Below are 24,765 nucleotides of genomic sequence, written 5' to 3'. Positions count from 1 at the left end.
GGGTCGGTCAGTCCGTGCTGGTGTAGGTCAGTCCGTGGCCGTACGGGTACAGGACGGTGCCGGGGTTGTCCGCGACCGGGATGGTGACGGGGAGTCTGCCCTCCGGGGCGGCCTCACCGAAGATCACCTTGGCTACCGCCTCCAACGCGCCCGGCGTGTAAGAGTAGGTCGCCAGGTACGTCTCGGCCTCGGGGTAGTAGGCGATGTCGTACGGGTCTCGCACGGCGACGGCGACCACCGGGGTGCCGGTGGCGAGGAGAGCCTTGACGAGGCGCTGCTGGCCGTCCGAGCCGCGGGCGTTCATCGTGGCCACGACCACCAGATCGGCCGTCTCCGCGCGGGCCACCGCGTCGTCGATCGTGGCCTGCTCGGGATTGCCGCCGGTCCAGAACGTCTCGGTAGCGGGTCCGCGTCGCCCGATCGCTTCCGCCAGGGTCTCGGTGGTGGACACGCCCCAGCCGGTGACGAGGACCTCGCCGGCATCGTCGTCGGCGGCCAGCGGGAGGAGACCGGCGTCGTTGGTGATCAACGTCGTCGTCGCGTCGGTGATCCGCTGTGCCTCGGCGCGGTGCTCGGGCGTGCCGACGACGTCGTCGATGCTGCGGGCGTCGACGAAGGGCTCGCGGAAGATGCCGCGCTGGAACTTCAACCTCAGGATCCGGTAGACGGACTCGTCGATCCGCCGCTCGCTGATCTCCCCGCTGCGGACGGCGTCGAGGACGGCGTTGTAGGCGAGGTCGATGTCGGGCGGCATGAGCAACATGTCCACCCCGGCCTTCAGCGCCAGCACCGGCACCTGGTCGTCACCGTAGGTGTCGCGGACACCTTGCATGGTGAGTGCGTCGGTGATGACCACACCGTCGTAGCCGAGCTCGTCGCGGAGGATGCCGGTCATGATGGGGTGGGAGAGTGTGGCCGGGTCGCCTGCCGGGTCGAGTGCCGGCACGACGATGTGTGCCGTCATGATCGCGTCGATCCCGGCGCCCACGGCAGCCTGAAACGGCGGTGCGTCGAGCTCCCACCACTCGTCGACGCTGTGGTTGATGATCGGGACGCCGATGTGGCTGTCGACGTCCGTGTCGCCGTGTCCGGGGAAGTGCTTGGCGGTGGCGGCGACCCCGTCGCGTTCCTGATACCCGGCCACCTGTGCCGCCGTCAGATCGGCCGTGAGCTGTGGGTTCTCGCCGAATGAGCGGACGCCGATCACCGGGTTCTCCGGGTTGACATTGACGTCCGCGACCGGTGCGAAGTTCTGGTTGATACCGAGCGCGCGCAGCTCCGCTCCGGAGATGCGCGCCGCCGTGCGGGCATCGTCGGTACTGCGGCCGGCTCCGAGCGCCATGTTGCCGGGGAACAGTGTGGCCGGAGCGCCGACCCGGGTGACGATTCCGTGTTCCTGATCGGTAGAGATCAGCAACGGGATATGCATCCGCTGTTCCACCGCCACCTGCTGCAGTCCATTGGAGAGGTTCGCGATCTGCTGCGGATCGTGGAGGTTGTCGGACCAGGCGAAATATATGACTCCGCCGAGCTTGTACCGGTCGATGAGTTCGGCCGCGGTGTCGACCCCGTGGGCGCTCTGATTGCGCGGGTCGACGGTATCGGCCGTCGCGCCGTAGGCGTAGGTCACGAACAGCTGGCCGACCTTCTCCTCCAGGGTCATGCGGTTGATCCTGTTGGTGATCCAGCCATGCGGGATGCGGTCCGCGGCAACGGACGACCCGTTCTTCGGCGTGTCCGTAGCCTGGGTGCCGGACATGGCCGTCGAGCCGGGAGCGGCGGCAGCGGCGACGCTGCCGAGAAGGCCAAGGACCAGAAGAATGGCAAGTCCGAGACCGAGAAGACGAGGCGGACGCTGGGATGGACGGCGGGGCATGCTGTACCTCCCCTGGGTGGGTGGCGAGGTGGAGCGTCCCCCGTGAATTTGTCACGCGACCGTTCGATTGATGGAAACTTAATCACGAACGGGGCCATCGGTCAATGGTCCGGCTTCCGCACCGCACGCGACGGTGGCCGTTCAATGCGGCGCCGTCGATGGGGGCCTTTACCGCGGTCCTGGCCGTTTCGGCGGACGCGCGAGCACGAGAGCGCTGAGGTTCTACCCGAATAGATCCTCGACGCTGGTCGCGGTGGCGGCACGGCGGATCCACGTTCGCAGTAGCTCGTGATCCGTGCAATCGGTGATCCGCGCCCGGGTGTCCTCAGAGACATCGACGCCGCGCGCGTTCAGGATCTCCAGGACCGCTCCAGCCTGACCTTCGGCTCGGCCTTCTTCGCGACCCTCTTCGCGGCCCTGGAGGCGCAGCTGGGAGGGATAGTGGTAAGTCAGCGTCGACATGAGATTCCTCCAGATGTCGCGTGCGGCCGTGTTTCCCAAGCCTATCTCGGTGAACTCCGCCCAGTAGCCGGCAATGCCCGGGTCGTCGACGGTGTTCAGCGCCTCTGCGAGTGCGACCAGGATGTCGTCTGCTTTGTCGCCCAGGCGGTGGGTGAGCGCGGAGAACACGGCCCAGACGATGTCTTCGGCTGCCTGTTCGGTGTCGGTGATGGGTGGAACATTGTCGGGCCCGAGTACCCACGGACGTGTGATCTGTGACGGGTAGCCAGGCAGTCCTATTCGGATCGGCGCACGAGCCCAGGTGGCGGTGGCTGCATCTGGGCAGACGACGAGCAGCGTCACCGGTACCTTGTGCGTCGTGTAGAGGTAGGACACGTAGTGCGGCCAGCTGTACCGCTTGGAGTCGCTCTCCTTGGTCTGCGACTCGATGACAAGAAGGTGGTTCTGCTCGTCGGTCTCGATGAGCAGAACGGTATCCGCGTGGCGAGCGACCGGCTTGATGTCGGTGAGGTCGGGCGTGAAGACCGATACCGCACGTGGGGTGGGGAAGTCGACCCCGAGCGCATTGCGCAGGGCTCGGCTGAACAGCAGGTTGTCATCCTGGAAGATCCTGTGCAGCGCCTCGTGCGCGGTGGTGATCACGCTATGACTCTAGACATCGCATGGAGCGAAAGCAAGGCAAATAAAAGTAAACGCAAGCAAATGATGTCCGGCAGTACGCGTCCTGCCGGCAGGGCCATGCCGGGGCCGCGGTCCGCCCGGCTCACTGCCGGGTGGATGTGCGGCCGGTCCACGCGAGCAGGTCGTCGACCGACCAGGTATTGACGATGCGGTCGATCGGCACGCCGCAGGCGGCCGCGCGCTCGCACCCGTAGGGGTGCCAGTCCAGCTGGCCGGGAGCGTGCGCGTCGGTGTCGATGGCGAACAGGCAGCCCGCCTCCACGGCCAGCCGCAGCAACCGCTTCGGCGGATCGAGACGCTCTGGGCGGGCATTGATCTCAACCGCCACACCGAACCGGGCACACGCCGCGAACACGAGCTCCGGATCGAAATCCGACTCCGGCCTTGTACCCCGCGCTCCCGTGATCAGCCGGCCGGTGCAGTGACCGAGCACATCCGTGTGCGGGTCGGCGATCGCGGTGACCATCCGGCGGGTCATCTCGTCACCCGGCATACGCAACTTCGAGTGGACGCTCGCGACCACGACGTCCAGCCGTTCCAGCAGGTCGTCGGACTGGTCCAGGGTGCCGTCCTCGTTGATGTCCACCTCGATGCCGGTGAGCACCCGAATCCCATCCGTCCGGTCGTTCAGCTCCGCGACCACGCTGAGTTGCTTCTCCAGCCGCTCGGCGGACAATCCGTTCGCCACACTCAACCGGGGTGAGTGATCGGTGAGCGCAACGTACTCGTGTCCGAGGGCCGCGGCCGCCTCGGCCATCTCCGCGATCGGGCTGCCGCCGTCCGACCAATCAGAATGAGTGTGCAGGTCGCCGCGGATCGCCGCGCGCACCTCGGCCCCGCCTTCGGCCACCGGCGTCCCACCCGTCGCTTCCAGTCGCCGCAGGTACACCGGCGTCTCTCCGGCCAGTGCCTCAGCCACGGCCAGCGCGGTGACCTTCCCGATGCCGCGCAGCTCGGTCAACGTACCGGCCTCGACACGCGCGGCCAGCTCATCTTCATCGAGTGCTTCCACCGTGGCCGCCGCGCCTCGGAAGGCACGTACCCGGTACGTCGGTTCGCGCGCGCGTTCCAGCAGGTACGCGATCCGGCGGAGGGCCTGGACGGCCTGGCGTTGCGTGGTCATGTCACCAGTGTCGCGGACATCGCCCGGCACCGCCGCGGTGGACGTCGTCGCATGAGGAGTCCCAGCCGTGGCACTATCAGACACCGATGACCAGACCCATGGACCTGCCTCGTCGCGCCGGCGACTCCGTCGTGATCGACGAGCCGCCACTCCCTGCCCGCACGAGGCGTCCGATCGACGCGTTGTGGCTGTTGCTGGTCACGGCGGCTATGACGACGCTCGTCGTGCTGTCGATCGTCGCCGAACGCACCCTCACCGCGGCCACGGCCGATCTGGCCGATTTCAACGATCGCCTCCCCGACGGTCCGGTCGAGATCGTCGCGTTCGCCGCCAACCTCGCCGGATTCGTCCTGCCGCCGGTGCTCATCGTGGTGCTGATGCTGCGCGGCCGGGCTCGGATCGTCGTCGAACTCGTGATCGCCGGGGCCGCCGCCGCGGTCTGCACCGTCCTGGTCTCGGCCTGGTTGACCGGCCCGGCACCGGCGCGGCTGCACGACAGCCTGGTTCCCATCGTCGACGGGGCCGAAGGCACGCCGGTGCCGACCTACCAGGCACTGCTGGTCACGCTCGTGACGGTGGTATCCCGCCTGGACGTCAGGCGTTTCCGGCAGGTGGCGATCTTCGCCATCGCCGGTGATCTGGCGGTCTCCCTGCTACGGGGGCATGCGACCGTGGGCGGATTGCTGATCGCGATCGGCATCGGGGCCGCCGCCGGGTTGGTCGCCCGGTTGGTCGGCGGGCAACCGTCGGTCGCGCCGAGCGGCCAGAAGATCGCTGCGGTGCTGGCGGCTCACGGCTATGACATCATCGCCCTGCTGCACCGCCCGGAGGACGAACAACGACGCTTCACGGCTCAGACGCCCGACGACACGTTCACGGTCCTCGTGCTCGACCGGGACAATGAAGGTGCTGGGACTGTCGCCCGGGCGTTCGGGCGGCTTCGCACGCATCAGGAGGTCCTTCCGCGGCAGTCGGTGACGATGCGTGATGCGATCAACCGCCTCACGCTTCAGTCCCTGGCGGTCGCCCGGGCTGGCGCGCGCACGCCCGAGATCCGTTCAGTCCTGCGTATCGATCGTGAGTCCGCGGCGATCGTGTACGACTACGTCGCCGGTACCTATCTCGCCGATCTGGCCGCCGACGACGTGAGCGACGCGCTTCTGGAGGACCTCTGGCTCCAGGTGGCACAGCTGCAGCGCAACCACGTAGCGCACCGTCGCCTGTCCGGGCGGACCATCATGATCTCCGACGCCGGCGAGCCCTGGCTGCTCGACCCGTCCGGCGGCGAGGTGGCGGCGACCGACGTGGCGCTGCGCGCGGACATCGTCCAGGTGCTCGTGGCCGTGGCCGACGTCGTCGGTCCCGTGCGAGCCGTCGATTCCGCGATCGACACGCTGGGTGCGGCCATCGTCGGCGAGACCGTGCCGTTCATTCAGCCGGCGGCGCTGCCGAGGGCAACCCGGCACGAACTCAAACAAGACCGCAACATCCTGCGTGACCTGCGGGACCACCTGGTCGAGCGGCTGGGCACCGCGGCGGCGCCGGTACAGCTGCGGCGGTTCCGGCCGTTGTCGATGTTGACCGGAGTGGGCACCGTCGTCGCGGTGTATCTGGTCGGCACCCAGCTCACGGATGTGTCGTTCGGCGATCTGTGGGCGGAGACCGACCTGCGCTGGCTGGTCGTGGCCGTCGCGATGATGCTCGGGAACTACGTGGGCATGGCGCTCGGCATTCTCGGATTCGTGCCGGAACGGATTCCGTTCCGGCACGCGTTCGGCGCCCAGGTGGCGCTGGGGTTCGTCCGGCTGCTCGCACCCGCGGCGGTCAGCAACATGGCGGTCAACATCCGATTGCTCACCAGGGCCGAGCTCGCCGGGCCGATGGCGACGGCCAGCGTGGCGGCGCACCAGGCCGGGCAGTGGGCCGTGGTGTTCCCGCTGTTCGCGATCCTGGCCGTCATCTCCGGCTCGTCCGCCACCGCTCAGCTGGCTTCGGAGACCACATTGATCATCCTCGTCGGTGCGCTGGCCGCGGGGGTGATCGTCGCGCTCATCCCCAGGGTCCGCCGCTGGGCGCGGACGTTGTGGTCGGACTTCACCGGGCAAGGGTTGCCGCGTCTGCTCGACGTACTGAGCGATCCGCGCAAACTCGCCACCGCCGTCGGTGGCATCCTGCTGCAGTCGTTCAGCATGATCGTGTGCTTCTACGCGTGCCTGAAGGCGGTCGGCGGCAGCGCCCCCATCGCCGGGATGGCGGTCGTCCAGCTGGTCGGCAACACGCTCGGCACCGCGGTCCCCACCCCGGGCGGGCTGGGAGCCGTGGAAGCGGCGCTCTCGGCCGGTGTCGGTACGCTCGGCGTGGAAGCGGCCACCGCGGTGACTGCGGTGCTGCTGTTCCGGCTGGTGACGTTCTGGCTGCCGATCCTGCCCGGCTGGGTGGCGTGGACTCAGATGCAACGACGCGGCCTGCTGTGACGGCGAGGGTGTGACCCGTGGCGGATCAGCCTGACTCATGGCGCGGAGCACTGAAAGGCGAATCGTGCCTGGCTCCGCGCTCGACGATGCCGGGCGCCGCCCCGATGGCGAAGGTGCCGGATCCGCGGTCGTCGTCCAGAACCCCCACCGGTGCAGGCCAAGGACCATGAGGGTTCTGTGCGACAGTGAGTCGTGCGAGAAGGAGTTGCGGCAGACACCTTCGCGAGTATGCTGATCGCCATCGTGCGATAGGGCTCGGGCGTGGGGGAAGGGGAGGTCCATCCGTCGCCAAGGCGGCACGAGAACGTCAGTTCGAGAATTCTCGCCGGGGGGCGAGATTCTGCCGTATCGCTTCGACAGGCCATAAGTCTGTGGCAGGCCGGACTAGTGGCGCAGGGCTGGAATGCCTGTCAAGTCTGTGGCGCCGGAGAGCTAGCGCCTCGATCGAGGGGGTTTCATGAAGCGTCGTCTGATGATCACGATGATGACGATCGTTGCGACGGTTGTGCTCTCGCTGATTCCGGCGAGTGGTGCCACGAGCTGGTACGTCAAGGGTTCGGCCAACTCAAAGGGCGCCGGCTACTGGACCACGAGTTCGATCGTGCAAACAGTGGTCCAGAATCCATATGCGATCCGCATCCGTTTTCGCACGTCGAATGACAAGTCGAACAAGGTCACCTACACCTACAGTGTCTTTTGCGAGAACGGAAGCAAGTCGGCATACGACAAGACGCTGTGGACCAACGCGAACAACTCGTGGAAATACGTCACGCTCTACAGCGGCTCGAATTCGTTGGGTCGTTACTGTGACGTCTACGTGTCATCGGATCTCAATTCGACGGCTCGGCTCAGGACGCAGATCCAGGCCAAACATCGCTGAGTGGGAGCAGCACACGTCGGCCGACGGTGGTGGCGCCCCGGCCGACGACGGCCGGAGTGAATACCGTGGCGCCACCGCGTGCAGTTGATGTGGCGCGCAGGCACTAGGCTCGGATCTGTTTGCGCAGCCTCACAAGGAAGTACCTCATGATCACTCCGGAGACGATGTCCACCATTGCGGGCTTCGACCCGAGCATCCGGCGTCGGGCCCTCGTGGTCCGCGGCGGTTGGGACGGTCACCAGCCCGTCGAGGCGACCGACCTGTTCATTCCGTTCCTGGAGTCGAACGGGTTCGCCGTCGACGTGCACGACTCACCCAAGCCGTACGCCGACCCGGGCTACATGGGCGGCGTCGACCTCATCATGCAGTGCAACACGATGAACACGATCGAGGCGGACGAGGTCAACGGTCTGCGCGCGGCGGTCGAGGCCGGTACCGGCTTGGCCGGATGGCACGGCGGTATCGCCGACTCGTACCGGAACAACTCCGACTACCTGCACCTGATCGGGGGGCAGTTCGCGTGCCACCCCGGTAAACATCCGGATGAGCGGACCGGGGAACAGGCGGACAATTACGTGCCGTACACGGTGAACATGCTGCCGGCCGCGGCGGACCATCCGATCACGTCCGGCATCTCCGACTTCGACCTGGTGAGCGAGCAGTACTGGGTGCTCAGCGACGATTACAACGACGTGCTCGCGACGACAACGCAGAAGGTCCGGCCCTGGGACCCGTGGCACCGGGAGGTCACGTCGCCGGCCGTCTGGACGCGTCGCTGGGGACAGGGCCGGATCTTCGTGGCCACGCCCGGGCACCGCGTCGAGGTGCTGACCGACCCGAATGTGAACGTGCTCATCAAGCGGGGGTTGCTGTGGGCCAGCCGATGAATCGAGTCGCCGGCGTGCTGAACGTCGCATTGGTGGGGTGCGGGCACATCTCCGGGCAGTACCTGGCCAGCATGGAACGGCTGACGAACGTGCGCCTGGTGTCCGTGTCCGACGTGAACGACGCCGCGGCCCAGCGGGTGGCCGGGGAGCAGGGCGTACCGGTGCGGTCGTGGACGCATGTGCTCAAAGACGACGACGTCGATGTAGTGCTGAATCTGACCCCGCCGCAGGAACATGCCCGGCTGACCGTCGAGGCGCTCGAGGCCGGCAAGCACGTCTACCTGGAGAAGCCGTTCGCGGTCTCGCTCGCCGAGGCCGACGAGATGCTCGAGGCCGCCGAGCGTACCGGCCGCCGCATCGGCAGCGCACCGGACACGGTGCTGGGCACCGGCATTCAGACCGCACGCTGGATGATCGATCAGGGGAAGATCGGACAGCCCGTCGCGGCGACGGCGTTCATGATGTCTCCCGGGCACGAGGGATGGCACCCCAACCCGGGCTTCTACTACCTCAACGGCGGTGGACCGCTGCTGGACATGGGCGTCTACTACCTGACCGCCCTGGTCACCATGCTCGGGCCGATCACCCAGGTCATGGGGATGGGATCGCGTGCACGGATGCAACGTGTGGTGCCCGACGGTGCGCCCCGCGCCGGAGAGACCCTGCCCGTCGAGGTCGATACCCACATCACCGCCAACCTGCGGCACGCCTCCGGGGCCCTGAGCACGCTGATCGTCAGCTTCGACACCGTCGCGAGCCGGCTGCCGAAGATCGAGGTGTACGGGACCGAGGCGAGCATGTCCGTGCCCGACCCCAACCGGTTCAGCGGCGTGGTGAGCGTCGCCCGCCGCGATGACTCCGAGTTCGTGCATGTGGGGGAGAAGGCGGGATACCTGGACGCCGGCCGCGGGTTCGGGCTCTCCGACCTGGCACGCGCGATTCTCGACGGGACCGGCCACCGGCAGAGCGCCGCACTCGGCTACCACGTCAACGAGGTGATGATCCGCGTGCTGGAGTCAGCTGACCACCGGCGAGCCGTCCACGTGCAGAGCACCTGTGAGCGACCCGTCGCCGTCCCATTGAGCGAAACCGTGGTGGCCTGACGCACCGAAGCCGCCGGAGGGTGCTCAAGCGGAGGCGCCGGCCCGTCCCGGAACGGGCAGGTCGATGTCCGGAAGCCGGGGTTCGGCCCGCTCCGGGAGCACATCCCCGGTCTCCACGAACCACCGCAGCAGGGCGTCGCGCATCCTCGTCTCCACCTCGGACAGCTCCGGTCGGCCGATCAGGTTGTGCGCCTCGTCCGGGTCGTCCGCCCGGTCGTACAGTTCGGGTTCCTCGTAGAGCCGCCAGACGTACGTCCAGCGCCGGTCCCGGACGGCGACGGCCTTGCCGACATCCCTGGGCCGGTCGTGCTGAAGCGCGGCCTTGCGGTCATACGGGAAGCCGCTCCGCTCGATCTGCTCCTCTTCCTCGCTCCGGAAGCCGCCTTCGCTGAACGCGTACTCGCGGTGCGGCGCCGACGGGTCGTGCAGCAACGGGACAAGACTGCGGCCGAAGTGGTGGTAGCTCGCCTCGACGCCGGCGACCTCGAGCACGGTGGGGAAGACGTCGATGAGCTCCACCATCGCCTCGACCTGTCCCGCCCCCGGCAGTCCACCACCGCTGATGATCACCGGGTCCCGGGTGATGCAGTTCTCCAGTCCGGACGGCCACTTCTCGATCAGGCCGAAGTCGCCAAGATACTCGCCGTGGTCGGAGAAGACGACCACCACCGTGTCGTCGGCCGCACCGGCCTTCCGCACGCCCTCGAGCAAGCGTCCGACGTGCGCGTCGAACCGCGACACCATGCCGAAGTACGTGGCGATGACCTCCCGCCATACGTCCGGCGTCGCCCGGTCGGTTCCGTAGTAGTCGCGGATACCCTGCATGAACGCCGGCTCGGGCCCGGTGCGGACAGCGGGATCGGGCATCGCATCCCGGTCGTGCAGGGAGAACCACGGCTCCGGTGCCTGGAACGGGCAGTGCGGTGCCACCAGGGGCGCGAACAGCACCCACGGCTGTTGTGGCGGGTGGCTGAGCCATTCCTCGGCGGTGCGCACGGCCGCCTCGTCGAAGTCGACGTAGTCCGGATCGGTGACCTTGCCGTAGTAGAAGAGCCGATCCCACAGGTCCGGGTCGACGTGCTGCTCGTGCCCGGACGCGTCGTGCAGCTGGGGAATCTCGGTGCCCGCCCGGACGCCGCCGGCCCATCTGCCGCTGGTCGGCTTGGTACTGAATCCGTACTCGTCGACGCTGGTCTCGGTGGCCCCGACGGCGAAGGTGTCGCCGCGTTCCCCGACCCAGGTGACGTGGTAGCCGCTCTCCCGCATCGTCCGTAGGAAGTTTGGTTCGTCCGCGCGTAGCGGAGTGCCGAACGTCCGGTGGCCGGCGGTGTGCGGATACCAGCCGGAGAGGAACGACGCCCGGCTGGGGGAACAGACCGGATGCTGGGCGTAGGCGTTGGTGAACGCCGTCCCCTCGGCGGCGAGCCGGTCGAGGTTCGGTGTCCGGGCGAGAGTGTTGCCGAACGCTCCCAGCGTGTCGGCGCGGAGCTGGTCGGCGACCACGATCAGGAAGTTCGGCCGATACGTCATCGTTATCTGCTCTCCTCGTGCCTGTAGTGACCTGCTCGTTTGCTGTGGTGCGGGTCCGGACCGCGGTGCGCCGCGCGGAATTGACCCTGCGGAAACTCTAGCGTTACCTACCGAGTACTCGGTAAGGTGACCGCAATCACAATATATGGGCGACATGCGAACGTCTATACGCACAGCGAACGTCGTTAAGGGAGTGGGTCGTGGTCGAATCCTCGTCGGTAAGAAACCGCAAGCCTCCGGGCGTCCGCCGGGAACAGATCCTGACCGTCGCCACGGAGGCGTTCGGCAACAGCGGCTTCCGTGGGGTATCGCTCGCGGACATCGCCGCGACGGTCGGGATCTCGCAGCCGGGCCTGCTCCATCACTTCCGGAGCAAAGAGGAGCTGCTGATCGCCGCGTTGGAACGCCGGGACGAGGACAGCTTCAGCCACATGGCGATCGTGTTCAACGGCGCCAGCACGGTCGATGGGCTGCTGGCCCTGTGCCGGCACAACCAAGAGAACCCGGAGTCGATGCGGCTGTACGCGGTGACCGCCGCGGAGAGCATCGAACCGGCCCACCCGGCACACGGGTACTTCCGGCAACGATATGTCCGGGTCCGGTCATCGGTGGCCGGTCACATCAGGCGTGACCAGGACGCGGGCCTGCTGCTGCCGGAGCTCGACCCAGACGAGACGGCGGCCGAGATCATCGCCGTGATGGACGGCCTGCAGGTTCAGTGGCTGCTCGATCCGTCGGTGGACATGTGCGCGGTCATGGAGACGTATCTGCGGCGGCTCACCCGGCGGGAGTCCGCCGACGGTGAGGTGGTCCGGTGAGTGACATCTCCGCCGAGCACCTTGACGCGCTGATCGGCAAGCTCGACCTCGCACAGAAGGTCCGCCTCCTCACCGGTGGGGCATTCTGGTCGACTCATGCGGAGCCGGCGATCGGACTGGGCGAGATGGCTCTGGCCGACGGGCCGTCCGGCGTGCGCGGCGTGGTGTGGGACGACGGCGATCCGTCGGTGTGCCTGCCGTCGCCGACCGCGATCGCGGCGAGCTGGGACGTCGACATGGCGACCCGGATGGGCGGGATACTCGCGGCCGAGGCGCGCCGCAAGGGCGTACACGTCGTGCTGGCCCCCACGGTGAACCTGCACCGCAGCCCGCTCGGCGGCCGCCACTTCGAGTGCTGGTCGGAGGACCCGCTGCTCACCGCACGTATGGCGGCGGGCGTGGTGCGAAGCCTGCAGGACGACGGCGTGGCGGCGACGGTCAAGCACTACGTCGCCAACGACGCCGAGACCGACCGGCGCCACGTGGACGTGCGAGTGGACGAGCGGACTCTGCGCGAGGTCTACCTGGCGCCGTTCGAGTACCTCGTACGCGACGCCGGGGCATGGATGGTCATGGCCGCCTACAACTCCGTCAACGGCGCCACGATGACCGAGCACGACCTGCTGACCGACCCTTTGCGCAGCGCATGGGGCTTCGACGGCGCCGTCGTCTCCGACTGGCGGGCCGCACGCACGACTGTGGCGGCCGGCCGGGCCGGGCTCGACCTGGCCATGCCCGGGCCGGACGGCCCGTGGGGAGCCGCGCTCGAAGACGCTGTGCGCTCCGGCGAGGTCGACGAAGCGCACGTGGACGCGAAGGTCCGCAACCTGCTGTGCCTTGCCGTGCGGGTCGGTGCGCTTGCGCCACTCGGCGGCGACCCGTTCCCGCGGCAGCCGCTGGCCTCCACGGTCAGCGCGGACGGCGCAGAGGTGCGTGCGGCCGCACGCGACGGGATGGTGCTGGTCCGTAACGACGGGCCGCTGCTACCGGTGGATCCGGCCGCGTTGCGCAAGGTGGCCGTCATCGGCGAACTCGCCGCGGACCCCCGTATCCAGGGCGGCGGGAGCGCACAGGTCCGGCCGGTGTACACGGTCTCGATACTGGACGGCCTGCGCGCCGCGTTGGACGGCGTGGCCGAGGTCAGTCACGTCGATGGCTGCCACCTGGACGACGGTCTGCCGGACATTCCGGCATCTCGCATGGACCACTCCGGTGACGCTGATGGCTGCGGTGACGCTGGTGACGCCGGGCCGGTCCGTCTCCGGTGGCTGCGCGCCGACGGCACGCTGATCCACGAGGAACGCCGGACGTCCGCCCGCCTGACGCGGTGGGCGACCGACGTCCCGCCCGGCGCGTCCGCCGTCGAGATGAGCGCCACCTTCGTGCCGGACCGCAGCGGTAGCTGGCATGTGGGTTTCACCGGCGCGGGCACCTTCGTCTTCACCGTCGACGGGGATGTCGTCCTCGACGGTGCGGTGAATCCGGAGCACGACGACGGCGCGTTGCAGATGCTCGGCCCGCCACACTGGTACACGCCGATGGAACTCGTCGCGGACCGGCCGGCCGAACTGTTTCTCCGGCACCGGGTCGGCGGGCTCGGAGTGGCGATCGGCCTGGGGGTACGACCACCGCGCCGGTCGGCTGAGGAAGAACTCGCGGCCGCTGCCGAGGCGGCCCGCACGGCGGACCTGACCGTCGTCGTCGTCGGTACCAGCGAACAGGTGGAGAGCGAGGGTTACGACCGGCGAGACCTCCGTCTGCCGGGCCGTCAGGACGAGTTGGTGCGTCGCGTCGCAGCGGAGAACCCGCGCACCGTCGTGGTGGTCAACTCGGGATCACCGGTGGAGCTGCCCTGGCGGAACGACGTTCCGTCGATCCTGCTGGGATGGTTCGGCGGGCAGGAGATGGGCCACGCCGTGGCGGATATCGTTCTCGGCGCCGCGGAACCGGGCGGCCGGTTGCCGACGACGTGGCCGGACCGGTTGGACGACGTGCCGGTCTCCGAGACGACGCCCGTGGACGGACGCCTCGAGTACGACGAGGGCCTCCACATCGGCTATCGGGCCTGGTTACGTTCGGGTTCGAGCCCTGCTTACCCGTTCGGGCACGGCCTCGGCTATACGAGCTGGGAGCTCACCGAGCTCGGCGTGGCTCCCGACATCGACGCCGACATCGACGCCGACGCCGACGCCGACGCATACGACGCGGCCGCCGTCGTCACCGTGGGTGTGCGCAACACCGGTGAGCGGCACGGCAAGCAGGTGGTCCAGGTCTACCTGGCGCGGCCGTCGTCGACGGTGGACCGCCCGGTGCGGTGGCTCGCCGGCTTCGCAGTGGTGCGGGCGGAGGCAGGGGAGATGTCGACCGTCGAGGTCACGCTGCCCCGCCGAGCGTTCGCGCACTGGGACGTCGAGCACCATCGATGGACCGTCGAGCCGGGACGCTTCGACGTCCTGGTCGGTTTCTCCGCAACAGACATTCACCGCACGACCGCAATATCCCTGTCGACCGCGCGGGCCGACGTCAGGCCCCGCGACAAGTGAGTGAGGTGGTCCACGGATGTACCCAACAGGACAGGTCAGAGTAACCGGCCGAGTGCGGGGCGATTCGCTCTCGCGGCGCGCCTTTCTCGGCGCGGTCTCGGCGATGGGCTTCGTCGCCGTCTCCGGCTGCCGCTCGGCGGTGGACGAGGCCGAGGAGACGGGCGACGACGCGACCGGCAGTGGCGGCGGCGACCCGGTCAGCGGCGGCACCCTGGTGACGTCCGTGGTGGCGGAACCCGTACCAGGCGCCTACAACACCGGGCGCCCGGGCAACATCTTCTGGTGCCGCAGTGTGCTGGAGACACTGACCCTCGTCGATGACAGCTATGACGTGGTCCCGGTCCTGGCGACCGAGTGGGAGTTCCAGGACGGCAACCAGACGCTTGTGCTGACGCTGCGCGAGGGCGTGACATACCACTCCGGGCGCGACTTCACGTCCGAGGACGTCGTGTTCGCCTTCGACCACGCGAAGGAGGGCGGCGGCCTGTCCGAGATGGCCGGTGTGATCACCGACTGGGAGGTGGAGGCGACCGGTGAGTACGAGGTCGTCATCAGCGCACCGACGCCGCTGCAGGAGATCGCCTTCGACATCCTCGATACGCTGCCGATGATCGACCGGGAGACCTATCAGGGTTTGGAAGACGGATCGGAGGTCGTCGGGACCGGGCCGTTCGTCTGGTCGGAATACACTGCGGGCACCGAGCTCAAGCTCACCCGCAACGACTCGTACTGGGACCCCGAGCTGCCGTACCTGGACGCCGTCGAGATCACGGTCATCGCTGACTCCACGGCACAGCTGTCGGCCCTTCGCTCCGGCCGCACCCAGATGAGCGGCGGTATGACCACCCAGGACATGCAGACCGTCGTCGACGACGAGGATTTCCACCTCATCACGAATCACGGCTTGGTGTACGCGTTCGCCTTCGATGTGACGATGCCACCGTTCGACGATGTCCGGGTCCGGCAGGCCGTCGCGTACGCCATCGACCGGGAGCGGATCGCCGAGCAGGTCATGGGCGGGGTTGCGCAGACGACGAGCCTGCCGTGGGTGGACAGTGCCACCGGCTACCCGGCGGATCTGGTCGACACGTACACCTATGACCCGGACCGGGCGCGGCAGATGATCGAGGAGGCCGGCGCGGCCGGGGCGGCGGTGAAGATCGCCATCCATGCCCAGCCGGCGCCGCGCAGCAACTACGAGATCGTAGCCCGCGATCTCGAGGCGGCGGGCCTCAAGGTCTCGGTCGAGGAGCTGTCCATCCCGGATTTCGCGCCACGCCGGGCCGCCAACGATCTCGGACAGATGTTCCACATCTGGAGTGCGACGGCGGGCCAGGCGCCCGCCCTGATGGTCAACTCTCTGCCCGAACTGCGGGCGGAGGGAAACACCGGGCGGTACGAGGACGACGAGTACAAGGAACTGGTCGAGGATCTGATCAACAGCCCCGACGACGAGACCACGACCGCGGCGCTGCGGGCGCTGTCGGAGCATCTGCTGGAGGCGGCGTTCGTGCTCCCGTTCGTCATCACGCCGGCCACGAGCGTGCGCGCCGACGCCCTGAAAGACCAGCTGATCGGCAAGTACGGCCGGTCGTTCCGGGCTGCCTACCTCGAGGACGCCTGATGGACCCGAGATTCGTCAGGCACCCCATAGGCAGGTGAGGTCATGATCCGATTCTTGCTGCGCCGTGTGCCGTCGATCCTGCTGGTGATCGTGGCGACGAGCGTGATCGCGTTCCTGTTGCCGCGGCTGGCGCCCGGCGATGCGGCGGCCGCGGCGGCGGGGCCCGAGGCGACGACGGAGCAGATCGAGGCGATCCGGGTCGAGATGGGGCTGGACCGGCCGCTGGTGGAGCAGTACGTCGGCTGGGTCGGCGGACTGCTGACCGGCGACCTGGGCCAGTCGCTGCAGTTCAACCGGCCGGTATCGGAGCTGATCGGAGACCGGATCGGGAGCACACTGGAGTTGACGATCGCGGCGATGCTGATCCTCACGGTGGTCGGCATCGGCGTGGGGATCTTCGGTGGCTCGGCCCGCTCCCGGCTGTCCCGGCTCACCTCGGACGCGACCAACACGCTGCTGCTGGCCACGCCGCCGTTCCTGGCGGGCTTGCTGCTGATCATCGTGCTCGGCGTCGCCTTCCCGGTGCTGCCGATCAGCGGCGAGGTGGCGGTGCTGGATGATCCGATGATCGGGCTGCAGTATCTGCTGCTGCCGGCGGTGGCGCTGGCGGTTCCGATGTCCGCCGGTGTGGCCCGGTTGGTGCAGTCGTCGATGCACAACGTATGGCAGCAGGATTTCGTGGACCTGGCGGTGGCTAAGGGGGTGCCACGGCGGCGGATCAACATCCGGCACGTGGTGCGCAACAGTCTCGGGCCGGCCGTGGTGGCGCTCGGCATGCGATTCGGTGACATGCTGGCCGGCGCCGTCGTCATCGAGATGATCTTCGCCCGGAACGGCATCGGGCAGCTGGCCGTGACCGGCGTGCAGAACGCGGACTACAACCTGGTGCAGGTGATCATCGTCGGCGCCGTCCTGATCGCGGTGCTGATGCAGCTGATGACCGAGATCGCCCTTGCCGGCCTGGACCCCCGAGTGCGGTTGGGAGCATGACCATGGCAACGAACACCACCACCGTGAGCGGGCCGGGGAACGGCGCGGACACCACGGGCCCCACGGGCACCGTCCCGGGACCGCCTGCCCGCCAGTCCGGCGCCGGCGCGTGGCACCGTTATGCCTCGGCGCTGCGACGTCCGCGCGGTGCTGCCGGGGCCGGCTTGCTCGCGCTGCTCATCCTGGCCGCCGTGCTGGCGCCCATCCTTTTCCCGAACGGCTATGACGACCAGAGCAGCGGTGCCCTGGCCGGACCCTCGGCCGGCCATTGGCTCGGGACCGACGAGCTGGGGCGCGACATCCTGGCGCGGACCGTGTTCGGCCTGCGCACGGATATCAGCCTGCTGCTGACGGCGGTGCCGCTGAGCGCGGCGATCGGTACGCTCATGGGCTTGGCCGGGGTGATCACGCGCTGGCTGGGCACCGGGATGCAGCGGCTGCTCGACATCATCCTCGGCTTTCCAGGGCTCATCCTGGGGATGACGATCGTTCTGGTGGTCGGCACGGGGTGGCTGGCGTTGTTCCTGTCCATCCTCGTGGTCGGGTTGCCGATGTTCGGGCGGCAGGCGCGGGCCGGGCTGCTGGTCGAGCAGGAACGAGAGTACGTGCTGGCCGCTCGGGTGTTGGGCGTGCGCAAGCGGACCGTCATGGTCCGCCACGTGCTGCCGAACATCGTGGACCCGATCGTGGTGAACGCGTCGGTGTTCATGGTGGTCGCGATCTTCATCGAAGCCGGGCTGAGCATCGTGGGTCTCGGCATCGAGCCGCCGGTGCCGTCGTTGGGTGCGATGCTCAACACCGGCGCGCGTTATGTCGAGGTCCATCCGGCCTACATCATCGGGCCCGGCCTCGTACTGCTCCTGCTCGCCCTGGGCTTCACCCTGCTGTCCGACGCGTTGAACAAGGCGGTGCTGAAACGATGAGGCTGACGGGGAAGAGCCCGGCCCTGGCCGCCGCGGCGGCCACGCGGCGGACGGAGCGGGACTGGAGCGCCGACGCGCCGCTGCTTCAGGTACGCGGGCTGCGCACCGAGTTCGCCACCGACGCAGGCACGGTGCGGGCGGTGAACGATGTCGACCTGGCCGTCCAGTCCGGCACGGTGCTGGGCGTCGTCGGCGAGTCCGGTTCCGGTAAGTCGGTGACCGCCCGCTCGATCATGCGCATGGTGCACGCGCCCGGGCGCATCGTCGCGGGGGAGATCCTGTTCGACGGGCGTGATCTGCGGAGGCTCACCGAGGAGCAGATGCGCGAGGTCCGCGGCCGGGAGATCGCGATGGTCTTCCAGGACCCGCAGTCGGCGCTGAACCCGGTGATGACCGTCGGGGACCAGATCGCCGAGGCGCTGATCGTGCACGGCGCGGACAAGCGCACCGCCCGGGCACGGGCGCTGGAGCTGCTGCAGCAGGTCGGCATCCCGGACGCGGAGCGGCGCATCAGCGAGTATCCGCACCAGTTCTCCGGCGGGATGCGCCAGCGCGTGGTGATCGCCATCGCGTTGGCGGGCTCCCCGAAGCTGCTGATCGCCGACGAGCCGACCACAGCCTTGGACGTGACCATCCAGGCGCAGATCCTGCGACTGCTGGCCCGGTTGAAGGACGAGCTGGGGGTCGCGGTGCTGATGATCACGCATGACATGGGTGTGGTCGCCGAGACCTGCGACGACGTCGTGGTGATGTACGGCGGGCGCGTCGTGGAACGCGGCCCCGCCGAGGCGTTGTTCGCCCACCAGGAGCACCCCTACACCGCGGACCTGCTGCGGGCGATGCCGCGTATCGACGAGCACGGAAGCGGGAACGGGAACGGCGGCGGCACGAGCAGGGACAAGGTCAGCCGATCGCAGGGGTTGCCGGCCATCCCCGGCACGCCCCCGGACCCGGCCGACCTCCCGCCTGGGTGCGCGTTCCACCCGCGCTGCCGACTCGCCGAGGACCAGTGCCGCACCGACGTCCCCGAGCTGCTCGCCCGCACCCACAGCACGAATGTCGACGGTGGCGACCGCCGTGGTGGACGCGCCGCGGCGTGCTGGATCACCCAGCGCGGCGATGCCATCCCGCCGCTGCCGCGACTCATCCACGCCGAATCGGCGCCGGCCGGGAACTCGTCGCAACCGGCCGCATCCCGGGTAGCCACCACGGAGGTCGGCGCCGTCGAGCCAGGCACTGTTGAGCCTGGCGCCATTCAGCCGCACGCCGGTGGGGCGGCCCGGCCCGGATCTGGGTCGCCGATGCTGGCGGTCGAGGACCTGCGGGTGAACGTCGCGGCCGACCGGCGCACCCTGTTCGGCCGGCCGGACCCGGTCTACGCCGTGGACGGGGTGAGCCTGTCCGTCGCCGGCGGCGAGACGCTCGGCCTGGTCGGCGAGTCCGGGTGCGGGAAATCGACGCTGGCGCGGACCGTCGTCGGCATCAACCGTCCGTCGTCGGGCACCGTCCGCGTCGGGCCCGGGCAGGTCGACGCCACCACGGCCGGCGGCGTGCAGTCCCTGCGCTCGACCGTGCAGTACGTCTTCCAGGATCCGTACGCCTCGCTCAACCCGCGTCGTAGCGTCCGCCAGTCACTCGACGAGGCGCTCGAGATGCGCGGGGTGCCCCGGTCGCAGCGCGCGGGTGAGGCAACGGAGCTGATCCGCCGGGTGGGGCTGAACGAGAACCATCTGGACCGATACCCGCACGCCTTCTCCGGTGGGCAGCGCCAGCGCATCGGCATCGCCCGTGCGCTGGCCGTGCAGCCGCGGGTGCTCATCTGCGACGAGCCGGTCTCCGCACTCGACGTCTCCATCCAGGCGCAGATCATCAACCTGCTCGAGCAGCTGCGCGACGACCTCGGCCTGGGCTATCTGTTCATCGCGCACGACCTGTCCGTGGTCCGGCATCTCTCCGACCGGGTCGCCGTCATGTACCTGGGCAAGATCGTCGAGACCGGGCCGGTGGACGCTGTCTACTCAGCACCGCAGCACCCGTACACCGTGGCCTTGATGTCCTCCTCGCCGGTGCCGGACACGACCGCCCGCGACCGGGAACGCATCGTCCTGACCGGCGACCTGCCCAGCCCGAAGAACCCACCGAGCGGATGCCGGTTCCGCACGAGATGCCCGATCGGTCCGCTGGCACATCCGGAGCGGCAGATCTGCGTCGAGCAGGAGCCGGCCCTGTCCGTCACCGCGGATGGGCAACGGGCCGCGTGCCATTTCGCCGGCGAGATGCGGCCCGCCCACGGTTCTTGAGCGTGAGTTGCGTTCTCGGGCTCGAAATCCACGCCGGTGCGGAACTGACACTCAACAAGCCAGGCGTACCGCGACGGGATGGGAGATCAGATGCGATTGCACACGCGTACCTGGGGTGAGGGGGACCGGACCGCCGTCCTGATCCACGGCATCATGTCCGATTCGCGCACATGGCAGGTTGTCGGGCCGAGGATCGCCGAACGCGGGTACCGGGTGACCGGCGTCGATCTTCGCGGGCACGGCCATAGCGGGCGTGGTCGCTATTCTCCGCAGGACTGGGCCGACGACCTGGTGGAGACGCTGCCGGGGGAACCGGACATCGCGATCGGCCATTCCCTCGGTGCGGTCGCACTCGCACTGGCGGCCGCCCGGTTGCGGCCACGACGGGCCGTCTACAGCGATCCGGCCTGGTTCGTCTCTCATCGCGACGGTGACGCGGGTCCGAGCCGATTCCGGGAGTTCAAGCACGCCACCCGGGACGAGGTGGTGGCGGCTCATCCGCGATGGAGTCAGGACGACATCGACATCGAGATGGCGACGCTGCGCACGTGGGATCCGGACACGGTGGACGGGGCGTCGATGATCACGGGCACCGATCTGGCGCCGCTGCGGCCGGCCGCGCCGTCGCTCGTGCTGCTCGCCCGGGAGAGTGTCTTCTACTCCGAGGCGGCGGTCACCGAGATGGAACAGCGCGGCCTGGAGGTGCTCGTCGTCCCCGGGGTCGGTCACACGATCCACCGAGACGACCCGACCGTGTTCCTCGCTGCACTCGACGGATGGATCTGACAGGGAGACCGATGCGCATCATCTACGTGGACGTGGACACGCTCCGCGCCGACCACACCCAGCCGTACGGATATCAGCGGCCGACCACGCCGAACCTGCAGGCGCTGGCGGAGCGGAGCGTGGTCTTCGACCGCTACTACTGCTCCGACTCGCCATGTGCTCCATCGCGTACCGCGCTGACCAGCGGCCAGTTCGGCATCACCAACGGCGTGATCGGGCACTTCGGCGAGGCGGGCCGGTTCCGGCTCGATCCGGGGCACGGTCCGGATCCACACCGCCCACTACTGGGCCAGCAGCTTCAGCGGCACGGGATGTACACCGCGGCTGTCTCCATGTTCGCCGAGCGGCATCGGGCGTTCCATTTCTACGGAAACTTCCGGGAGTCCATCCGCGCCACCGGCGAGATCAACGACGAGCAGGCGCACGACGTCAACCGGGTGGCACTGGACTGGATCCGTCGGCACGCGGATGAGGACGACTGGTACCTGCACCTGACCTACTGGGAGCCGCACACCGCGTACCCGACCGGCGCGGAGTGGGCGGCGCGCGCCGCCGCCTCGGGGCCGCCGCCTGCGTGGCCCGATCAGACGGCCATCGACGCGCACGCCGAGGTGTACGGCCCACGCAGCGCGCTTGACCTGCACTATTTCGTGGTGCCTCGGACGTCGGACGTGCCGCACAACATGCCGGATGCGGTCCGCACCCGGGCCGACTACGAGCATCTGATCAACGGCTTCGACGGCACGATCATGTACTGGGATCACTACTTCGGGCAGTTGCTGGCGGCGCTGGAGGAGATGGGCATCGCCGACGAGACCGCGATCATCGTCAGCGCCGACCACGGAGAGTCGTTCGGCGAGAACGGCTCGTACGGTGAACATGGATTGGCCAATGAGCCCACCCACCGGCTGCCGCTGGTGGTCTACTGGCCGGGCGTCACCGACCAGTTGCCCGACGACGCCCGTCGCTGCGACAGCCTGCTGTACAACATCGACCTCGCGCCCACTCTGTGCGAGATGCTCGGCTTCCCGGTGCCGGACGGGTGGCAGGGCGAGTCGTTCGCGGCGGCGATCCGCGGGGAGCAGATCGGTTCGCGGGAGTACCTGGTCTTCGGGCACGGCGCGCACACGTACCAGCGCGCCGTACGCACCCGTGACCATCTGTACATCCGCACCTACCATCCCGGGGCGTTCCGCGCGGAGTGGGAGCAGCTGTTCGACGTGACGTCCGACCCGCACCTGACGGTGGATCTGCTGCAGAAGGAGCCTGCGCTGGCAGACCGGATGCGTGGTCATCTCAGTGAGTGGTGGAACCATTACGCCGGCCGGCCGGGTGCGCTGCCGGACCCGATGCTGACCACGCTCCAGACTGGTCCGACGTACTACAACGATCCGGTCCGCTACGCCGAGCACCTGCGCCGTACCGGCCGCGCGCACCTGGCCGCGGATCTCGAGGAACGGCTGGCTGTGGTCACGCCGACGACGCCGATCTCCTGGCACGTATCCGACGCGGCGTGGCCGCCGGGTAAGTACGAACGCTTAGCCCGCGTATTCGGCCAGAACCCGAGATGAGCAAGGAGAGCTTGATGAGCGACGACAGGCCGAATGTGGTGCTGGTGCTCGCCGACGACCTGGGGTATTCGGACCTCGGGTGCTACGGCAGCGAGATCGAGACTCCGCATCTCGACGCGCTGGCCGAGGGCGGGATCCGGATGCGGCACTTCACGACGACGGCCCGGTGCAGCCCGTCGCGGGCGTCGCTGCTGACCGGGCTGCATCCGCACCAGACCGGGATCGGCGTGCTCACCGCCGACGACGGACCGGGCGGGTACCCGGGCAATCTGAACGACCGCTGTGTGACGATCGCGGAGGTGCTCGCCGCGGCCGGGTACGCCACCTACATGAGTGGCAAATGGCACGTCGCCCACGAGAAGGACGAACCATCGCCGGCGTGGCCGACCCGCCGCGGGTTCCAACGCTTCTTCGGCACGCTGGACGGTGGTGGCAACTACTTCGCCCCGCGTGGCCTCCGCCGGGGAGAGGACGATATCTCCGCGGAGGCGCGCGAGGATCCCGACTTCTACTACACCGACGCCATCACCGACAACGCCGTCGCGTTCATCCGCGAGCATGCGGAAACCGGCGATCGGCGGCCGTTCTTCTGTTATGTGGCGTACACCGCGCCGCATTTTCCGCTGCACGCGCGGGACGCGGACATCGCCCGGTACGCGGGGCGCTACGCCGAGGGATGGGACGTGGTGCGGGAGCGTCGCTTCGCGCGGATGCGGGAGCTCGGCGTCGTCGGTGAGGAGGCGGAGTTGAGCCCGCGCGACCCGCGAGTGCCGGCGTGGGATGACGCCGAGGACCGCGAGTGGGAGCAACGGCGGATGGAGGTCTATGCGGCCATGGTGGAGGTCATGGATCGCGGCATCGGACGCATCGTCGAGCAGCTGCACGCAGCCGACCAGCTGGAGAACACGGTCTTCGTGTTCCTCTCCGACAACGGCGGCTGCGCCGAGGAGATACCTCCCCGGCTCGGCAGCGACGACGGGCCCGGACCGGCCATCATCCCGACCGCGACGACGGACGGCGGCGAGGTGTATGTCGGACGGCACCCGGAGCGCACACCGGGCGGCGAGGACACCTTCATGTTCTGCGGACCGCCGTGGGCGAACGTCTCCAACACGCCGTTCCGGCACCATAAGCGGTGGACACATGAGGGCGGGATCGCCTCGCCGTTCATCGTGCACTGGCCGCGCGGCCTCGAGGACCGGGCCGGGACGATCTGCGACGCCACGCACTACCTGCCGGACGTGATGCCGACGCTGCTGGAGATCACCGGTGTCCGGTATCCCGTCCAGCCGCCGGGGCGGGACCCGCTGCCGCTGGAGGGTGTCGGCATGGTGCGATCATGGCGCGGCGCACCGCGCGACGACGCACGCTGTCAGTTCTACGAACACCTGGGCAACGGCGCGGTGCGCCGCGGGCGATGGAAGCTGGTGCGCGAGTACCCGGCGGATTGGGAGCTCTACGACATGGACGCGGATCCGGTGGAGCTGCACGACGTCGCCGGGGACCACCCGGACCTGGTCCGTGAGCTGGCCTATGAGTGGGCGGCGTGGTCCGCTCGGTGCGGCGTCGTGCCCCGTGAGCGGATCCTGGAGCTCAGCCGCTGGGGCCTGACCACGGGAAGCTGAGGGAGAGCCGGAGCGGCTGCGGGCCGCTGGGTGCATATCGCGGTGAGCCCACCGGACGCGGCGCGAGGTGTGATCCGGACGCGTCGGGGTACGAGGCGGGACGATGGCAGGAATAGCTCTTCGTAGTCCCAGCTTCTCCGACCACACGTTCATCCCGGGTCGGCACTCATGGCACGATGCCAACGAGCCTCCGGAGTTGGAGTGGGAGGGCGTACCGGACGGCGCCGCCGAGCTGTTGCTGCTTTGCGAGGATCCCGACGCGCCCGGACAGCCGTTCCTGCACTGGCTGGTGACCGGGCTCGATCCGGGTGTCACCCGGCTTCCCGACGGGGAGCACAACGGCGTCGAATGGCGGAACGGCTTCGGCGAGACCGGCTGGGGCGGGCCGGCTCCGCCGGTCGGTGACGAGGCACACCGGTACTTCTTCCGGGTCTTCGCGTTGTCTGGGTCGCCGGGACTGCCGGCGGAGCCCGCCGTGGCGGATGTCCACCGTGCGGCCGACGGGATCACCGTGGCGAGCGGAACGCTTGTCGGCCTGTTCCAACGCTGACACAGTGGAATCAGCGCCG

The 24,765-nt window shown here is 68.7% G+C and carries 18 protein-coding genes; 14 read left to right on the top strand and 4 right to left on the bottom strand.

Going from position 1 to position 24,765, the window contains the following annotated elements; all coding sequences use genetic code 11:
• Positions 1-7: 7 nt before the first annotated feature.
• The 3 genes from G1H10_RS24030 to G1H10_RS24020 form a co-directional block, all read right to left on the bottom strand.
• Positions 8-1,876, bottom strand: a complete 1,869-nt coding sequence (locus tag G1H10_RS24030) for a glycoside hydrolase family 3 protein (protein ID WP_216853608.1) — start codon at positions 1,874-1,876, stop codon at positions 8-10.
• A 222-nt stretch (positions 1,877-2,098) separates the two neighbouring features.
• The gene (locus G1H10_RS24025) at positions 2,099-2,980 is read right to left on the bottom strand and encodes a hypothetical protein (RefSeq protein ID WP_163742722.1); all 882 of its coding nucleotides are present in this window, start codon (positions 2,978-2,980) and stop codon (positions 2,099-2,101) included.
• 121 nt (positions 2,981-3,101) lie between these two features.
• A complete protein-coding gene (locus tag G1H10_RS24020; RefSeq protein ID WP_163742720.1) occupies positions 3,102-4,142 on the bottom strand; it encodes a PHP domain-containing protein in 1,041 nt (346 codons plus the stop codon).
• Between the two features lie 86 nt (positions 4,143-4,228).
• On the opposite strand from G1H10_RS24020, the gene G1H10_RS24015 reads away from it, so the two are divergent.
• The 4 genes from G1H10_RS24015 (at position 4,229) to G1H10_RS24000 (ending at position 9,486) form a co-directional block, all read left to right on the top strand.
• Entirely contained in the window at positions 4,229-6,616 is a 2,388-nt protein-coding gene (locus tag G1H10_RS24015; protein WP_163742719.1) for a lysylphosphatidylglycerol synthase transmembrane domain-containing protein, read from the top strand.
• Between the two features lie 457 nt (positions 6,617-7,073).
• Positions 7,074-7,496 carry a hypothetical protein gene (locus G1H10_RS24010; RefSeq protein ID WP_163742717.1) on the top strand — a complete coding sequence of 141 codons (423 nt, stop codon included), beginning with the start codon at positions 7,074-7,076 and terminating at the stop codon, positions 7,494-7,496.
• Between the two features lie 146 nt (positions 7,497-7,642).
• Entirely contained in the window at positions 7,643-8,383 is a 741-nt protein-coding gene (locus tag G1H10_RS24005; protein WP_174264612.1) for a ThuA domain-containing protein, read from the top strand.
• The gene (locus G1H10_RS24000; protein WP_163742715.1) at positions 8,380-9,486 is read left to right on the top strand and encodes a Gfo/Idh/MocA family protein; all 1,107 of its coding nucleotides are present in this window, start codon (positions 8,380-8,382) and stop codon (positions 9,484-9,486) included. Before G1H10_RS24005 ends, G1H10_RS24000 begins: the two co-directional genes overlap by 4 nt.
• Positions 9,487-9,510: 24 nt before the next feature.
• Here G1H10_RS24000 and G1H10_RS23995 read toward each other — a convergent pair whose 3' ends face one another.
• Entirely contained in the window at positions 9,511-11,016 is a 1,506-nt protein-coding gene (locus G1H10_RS23995; RefSeq protein WP_163742713.1) for a sulfatase family protein, read from the bottom strand.
• Between the two features lie 200 nt (positions 11,017-11,216).
• On the opposite strand from G1H10_RS23995, the gene G1H10_RS23990 reads away from it, so the two are divergent.
• The 10 genes from G1H10_RS23990 to G1H10_RS23945 all read left to right on the top strand — a co-directional run bounded on the left by G1H10_RS23990 (position 11,217) and on the right by G1H10_RS23945 (position 24,746).
• Positions 11,217-11,834, top strand: a complete 618-nt coding sequence (locus G1H10_RS23990) for a TetR/AcrR family transcriptional regulator (protein WP_163742711.1) — start codon at positions 11,217-11,219, stop codon at positions 11,832-11,834.
• Positions 11,831-14,377, top strand: coding sequence for a beta-glucosidase (locus G1H10_RS23985; RefSeq protein WP_216853607.1), 2,547 nt, complete (start codon positions 11,831-11,833; stop codon positions 14,375-14,377). Before G1H10_RS23990 ends, G1H10_RS23985 begins: the two co-directional genes overlap by 4 nt.
• Positions 14,378-14,393: 16 nt before the next feature.
• Positions 14,394-16,001 carry an ABC transporter substrate-binding protein gene (locus G1H10_RS23980; RefSeq protein WP_163742708.1) on the top strand — a complete coding sequence of 536 codons (1,608 nt, stop codon included), beginning with the start codon at positions 14,394-14,396 and terminating at the stop codon, positions 15,999-16,001.
• 42 nt (positions 16,002-16,043) lie between these two features.
• Positions 16,044-16,991 carry an ABC transporter permease gene (locus G1H10_RS23975; protein WP_163742705.1) on the top strand — a complete coding sequence of 316 codons (948 nt, stop codon included), beginning with the start codon at positions 16,044-16,046 and terminating at the stop codon, positions 16,989-16,991.
• Positions 16,992-16,993: 2 nt separating this feature from the next.
• Complete coding sequence (locus G1H10_RS23970) at positions 16,994-17,914, top strand: ABC transporter permease (protein ID WP_216853606.1); 921 nt, start codon at positions 16,994-16,996, stop codon at positions 17,912-17,914.
• A complete protein-coding gene (locus G1H10_RS23965; RefSeq protein WP_163742701.1) occupies positions 17,911-20,214 on the top strand; it encodes a dipeptide ABC transporter ATP-binding protein in 2,304 nt (767 codons plus the stop codon). The genes G1H10_RS23970 and G1H10_RS23965 overlap by 4 nt, the downstream gene beginning before the upstream one ends.
• A gap of 90 nt (positions 20,215-20,304) precedes the next feature.
• A complete protein-coding gene (locus G1H10_RS23960; RefSeq protein WP_163742698.1) occupies positions 20,305-21,000 on the top strand; it encodes an alpha/beta fold hydrolase in 696 nt (231 codons plus the stop codon).
• A gap of 11 nt (positions 21,001-21,011) precedes the next feature.
• On the top strand, positions 21,012-22,571 hold the full coding sequence (locus G1H10_RS23955) for a sulfatase family protein (protein ID WP_163742695.1): 1,560 nt from the start codon (positions 21,012-21,014) through the stop codon (positions 22,569-22,571).
• A gap of 14 nt (positions 22,572-22,585) precedes the next feature.
• Positions 22,586-24,196 carry an arylsulfatase gene (locus G1H10_RS23950; RefSeq protein WP_216853605.1) on the top strand — a complete coding sequence of 537 codons (1,611 nt, stop codon included), beginning with the start codon at positions 22,586-22,588 and terminating at the stop codon, positions 24,194-24,196.
• 103 nt (positions 24,197-24,299) lie between these two features.
• On the top strand, positions 24,300-24,746 hold the full coding sequence (locus tag G1H10_RS23945) for a YbhB/YbcL family Raf kinase inhibitor-like protein (RefSeq protein ID WP_163742689.1): 447 nt from the start codon (positions 24,300-24,302) through the stop codon (positions 24,744-24,746).
• Positions 24,747-24,765: the final 19 nt, after the last annotated feature.

It is taken from the genome of Phytoactinopolyspora halotolerans (assembly GCF_010550675.1).
Classification (GTDB): Bacteria; Actinomycetota; Actinomycetes; order Jiangellales; family Jiangellaceae; genus Phytoactinopolyspora; species Phytoactinopolyspora halotolerans.
The sequence above is the reverse complement of the archived record's forward strand: the minus strand, read 5'-3'. Positions and strand labels throughout refer to the sequence as shown.

Excerpts from the sequence above, each read along its gene's own strand:
- G1H10_RS24030 (WP_216853608.1), bottom strand. The coding sequence starts at position 1,876 with ATGCCCCGCCGTCCATCCCAGCGTCCGCCTCGTCTTCTCGGTCTCGGA.
- G1H10_RS24020 (WP_163742720.1), bottom strand. The coding sequence starts at position 4,142 with ATGACCACGCAACGCCAGGCCGTCCAGGCCCTCCGCCGGATCGCGTAC.
- G1H10_RS24015 (WP_163742719.1), top strand. The coding sequence starts at position 4,229 with ATGACCAGACCCATGGACCTGCCTCGTCGCGCCGGCGACTCCGTCGTG.
- G1H10_RS24010 (WP_163742717.1), top strand. The coding sequence starts at position 7,074 with ATGAAGCGTCGTCTGATGATCACGATGATGACGATCGTTGCGACGGTT.
- G1H10_RS24005 (WP_174264612.1), top strand. The coding sequence starts at position 7,643 with ATGATCACTCCGGAGACGATGTCCACCATTGCGGGCTTCGACCCGAGC.
- G1H10_RS24000 (WP_163742715.1), top strand. The coding sequence starts at position 8,380 with ATGAATCGAGTCGCCGGCGTGCTGAACGTCGCATTGGTGGGGTGCGGG.
- G1H10_RS23995 (WP_163742713.1), bottom strand. The coding sequence starts at position 11,016 with ATGACGTATCGGCCGAACTTCCTGATCGTGGTCGCCGACCAGCTCCGC.
- G1H10_RS23980 (WP_163742708.1), top strand. The coding sequence starts at position 14,394 with ATGTACCCAACAGGACAGGTCAGAGTAACCGGCCGAGTGCGGGGCGAT.
- G1H10_RS23975 (WP_163742705.1), top strand. The coding sequence starts at position 16,044 with ATGATCCGATTCTTGCTGCGCCGTGTGCCGTCGATCCTGCTGGTGATC.
- G1H10_RS23970 (WP_216853606.1), top strand. The coding sequence starts at position 16,994 with ATGGCAACGAACACCACCACCGTGAGCGGGCCGGGGAACGGCGCGGAC.
- G1H10_RS23965 (WP_163742701.1), top strand. The coding sequence starts at position 17,911 with ATGAGGCTGACGGGGAAGAGCCCGGCCCTGGCCGCCGCGGCGGCCACG.
- G1H10_RS23960 (WP_163742698.1), top strand. The coding sequence starts at position 20,305 with ATGCGATTGCACACGCGTACCTGGGGTGAGGGGGACCGGACCGCCGTC.
- G1H10_RS23955 (WP_163742695.1), top strand. The coding sequence starts at position 21,012 with ATGCGCATCATCTACGTGGACGTGGACACGCTCCGCGCCGACCACACC.
- G1H10_RS23950 (WP_216853605.1), top strand. The coding sequence starts at position 22,586 with ATGAGCGACGACAGGCCGAATGTGGTGCTGGTGCTCGCCGACGACCTG.
- G1H10_RS23945 (WP_163742689.1), top strand. The coding sequence starts at position 24,300 with ATGGCAGGAATAGCTCTTCGTAGTCCCAGCTTCTCCGACCACACGTTC.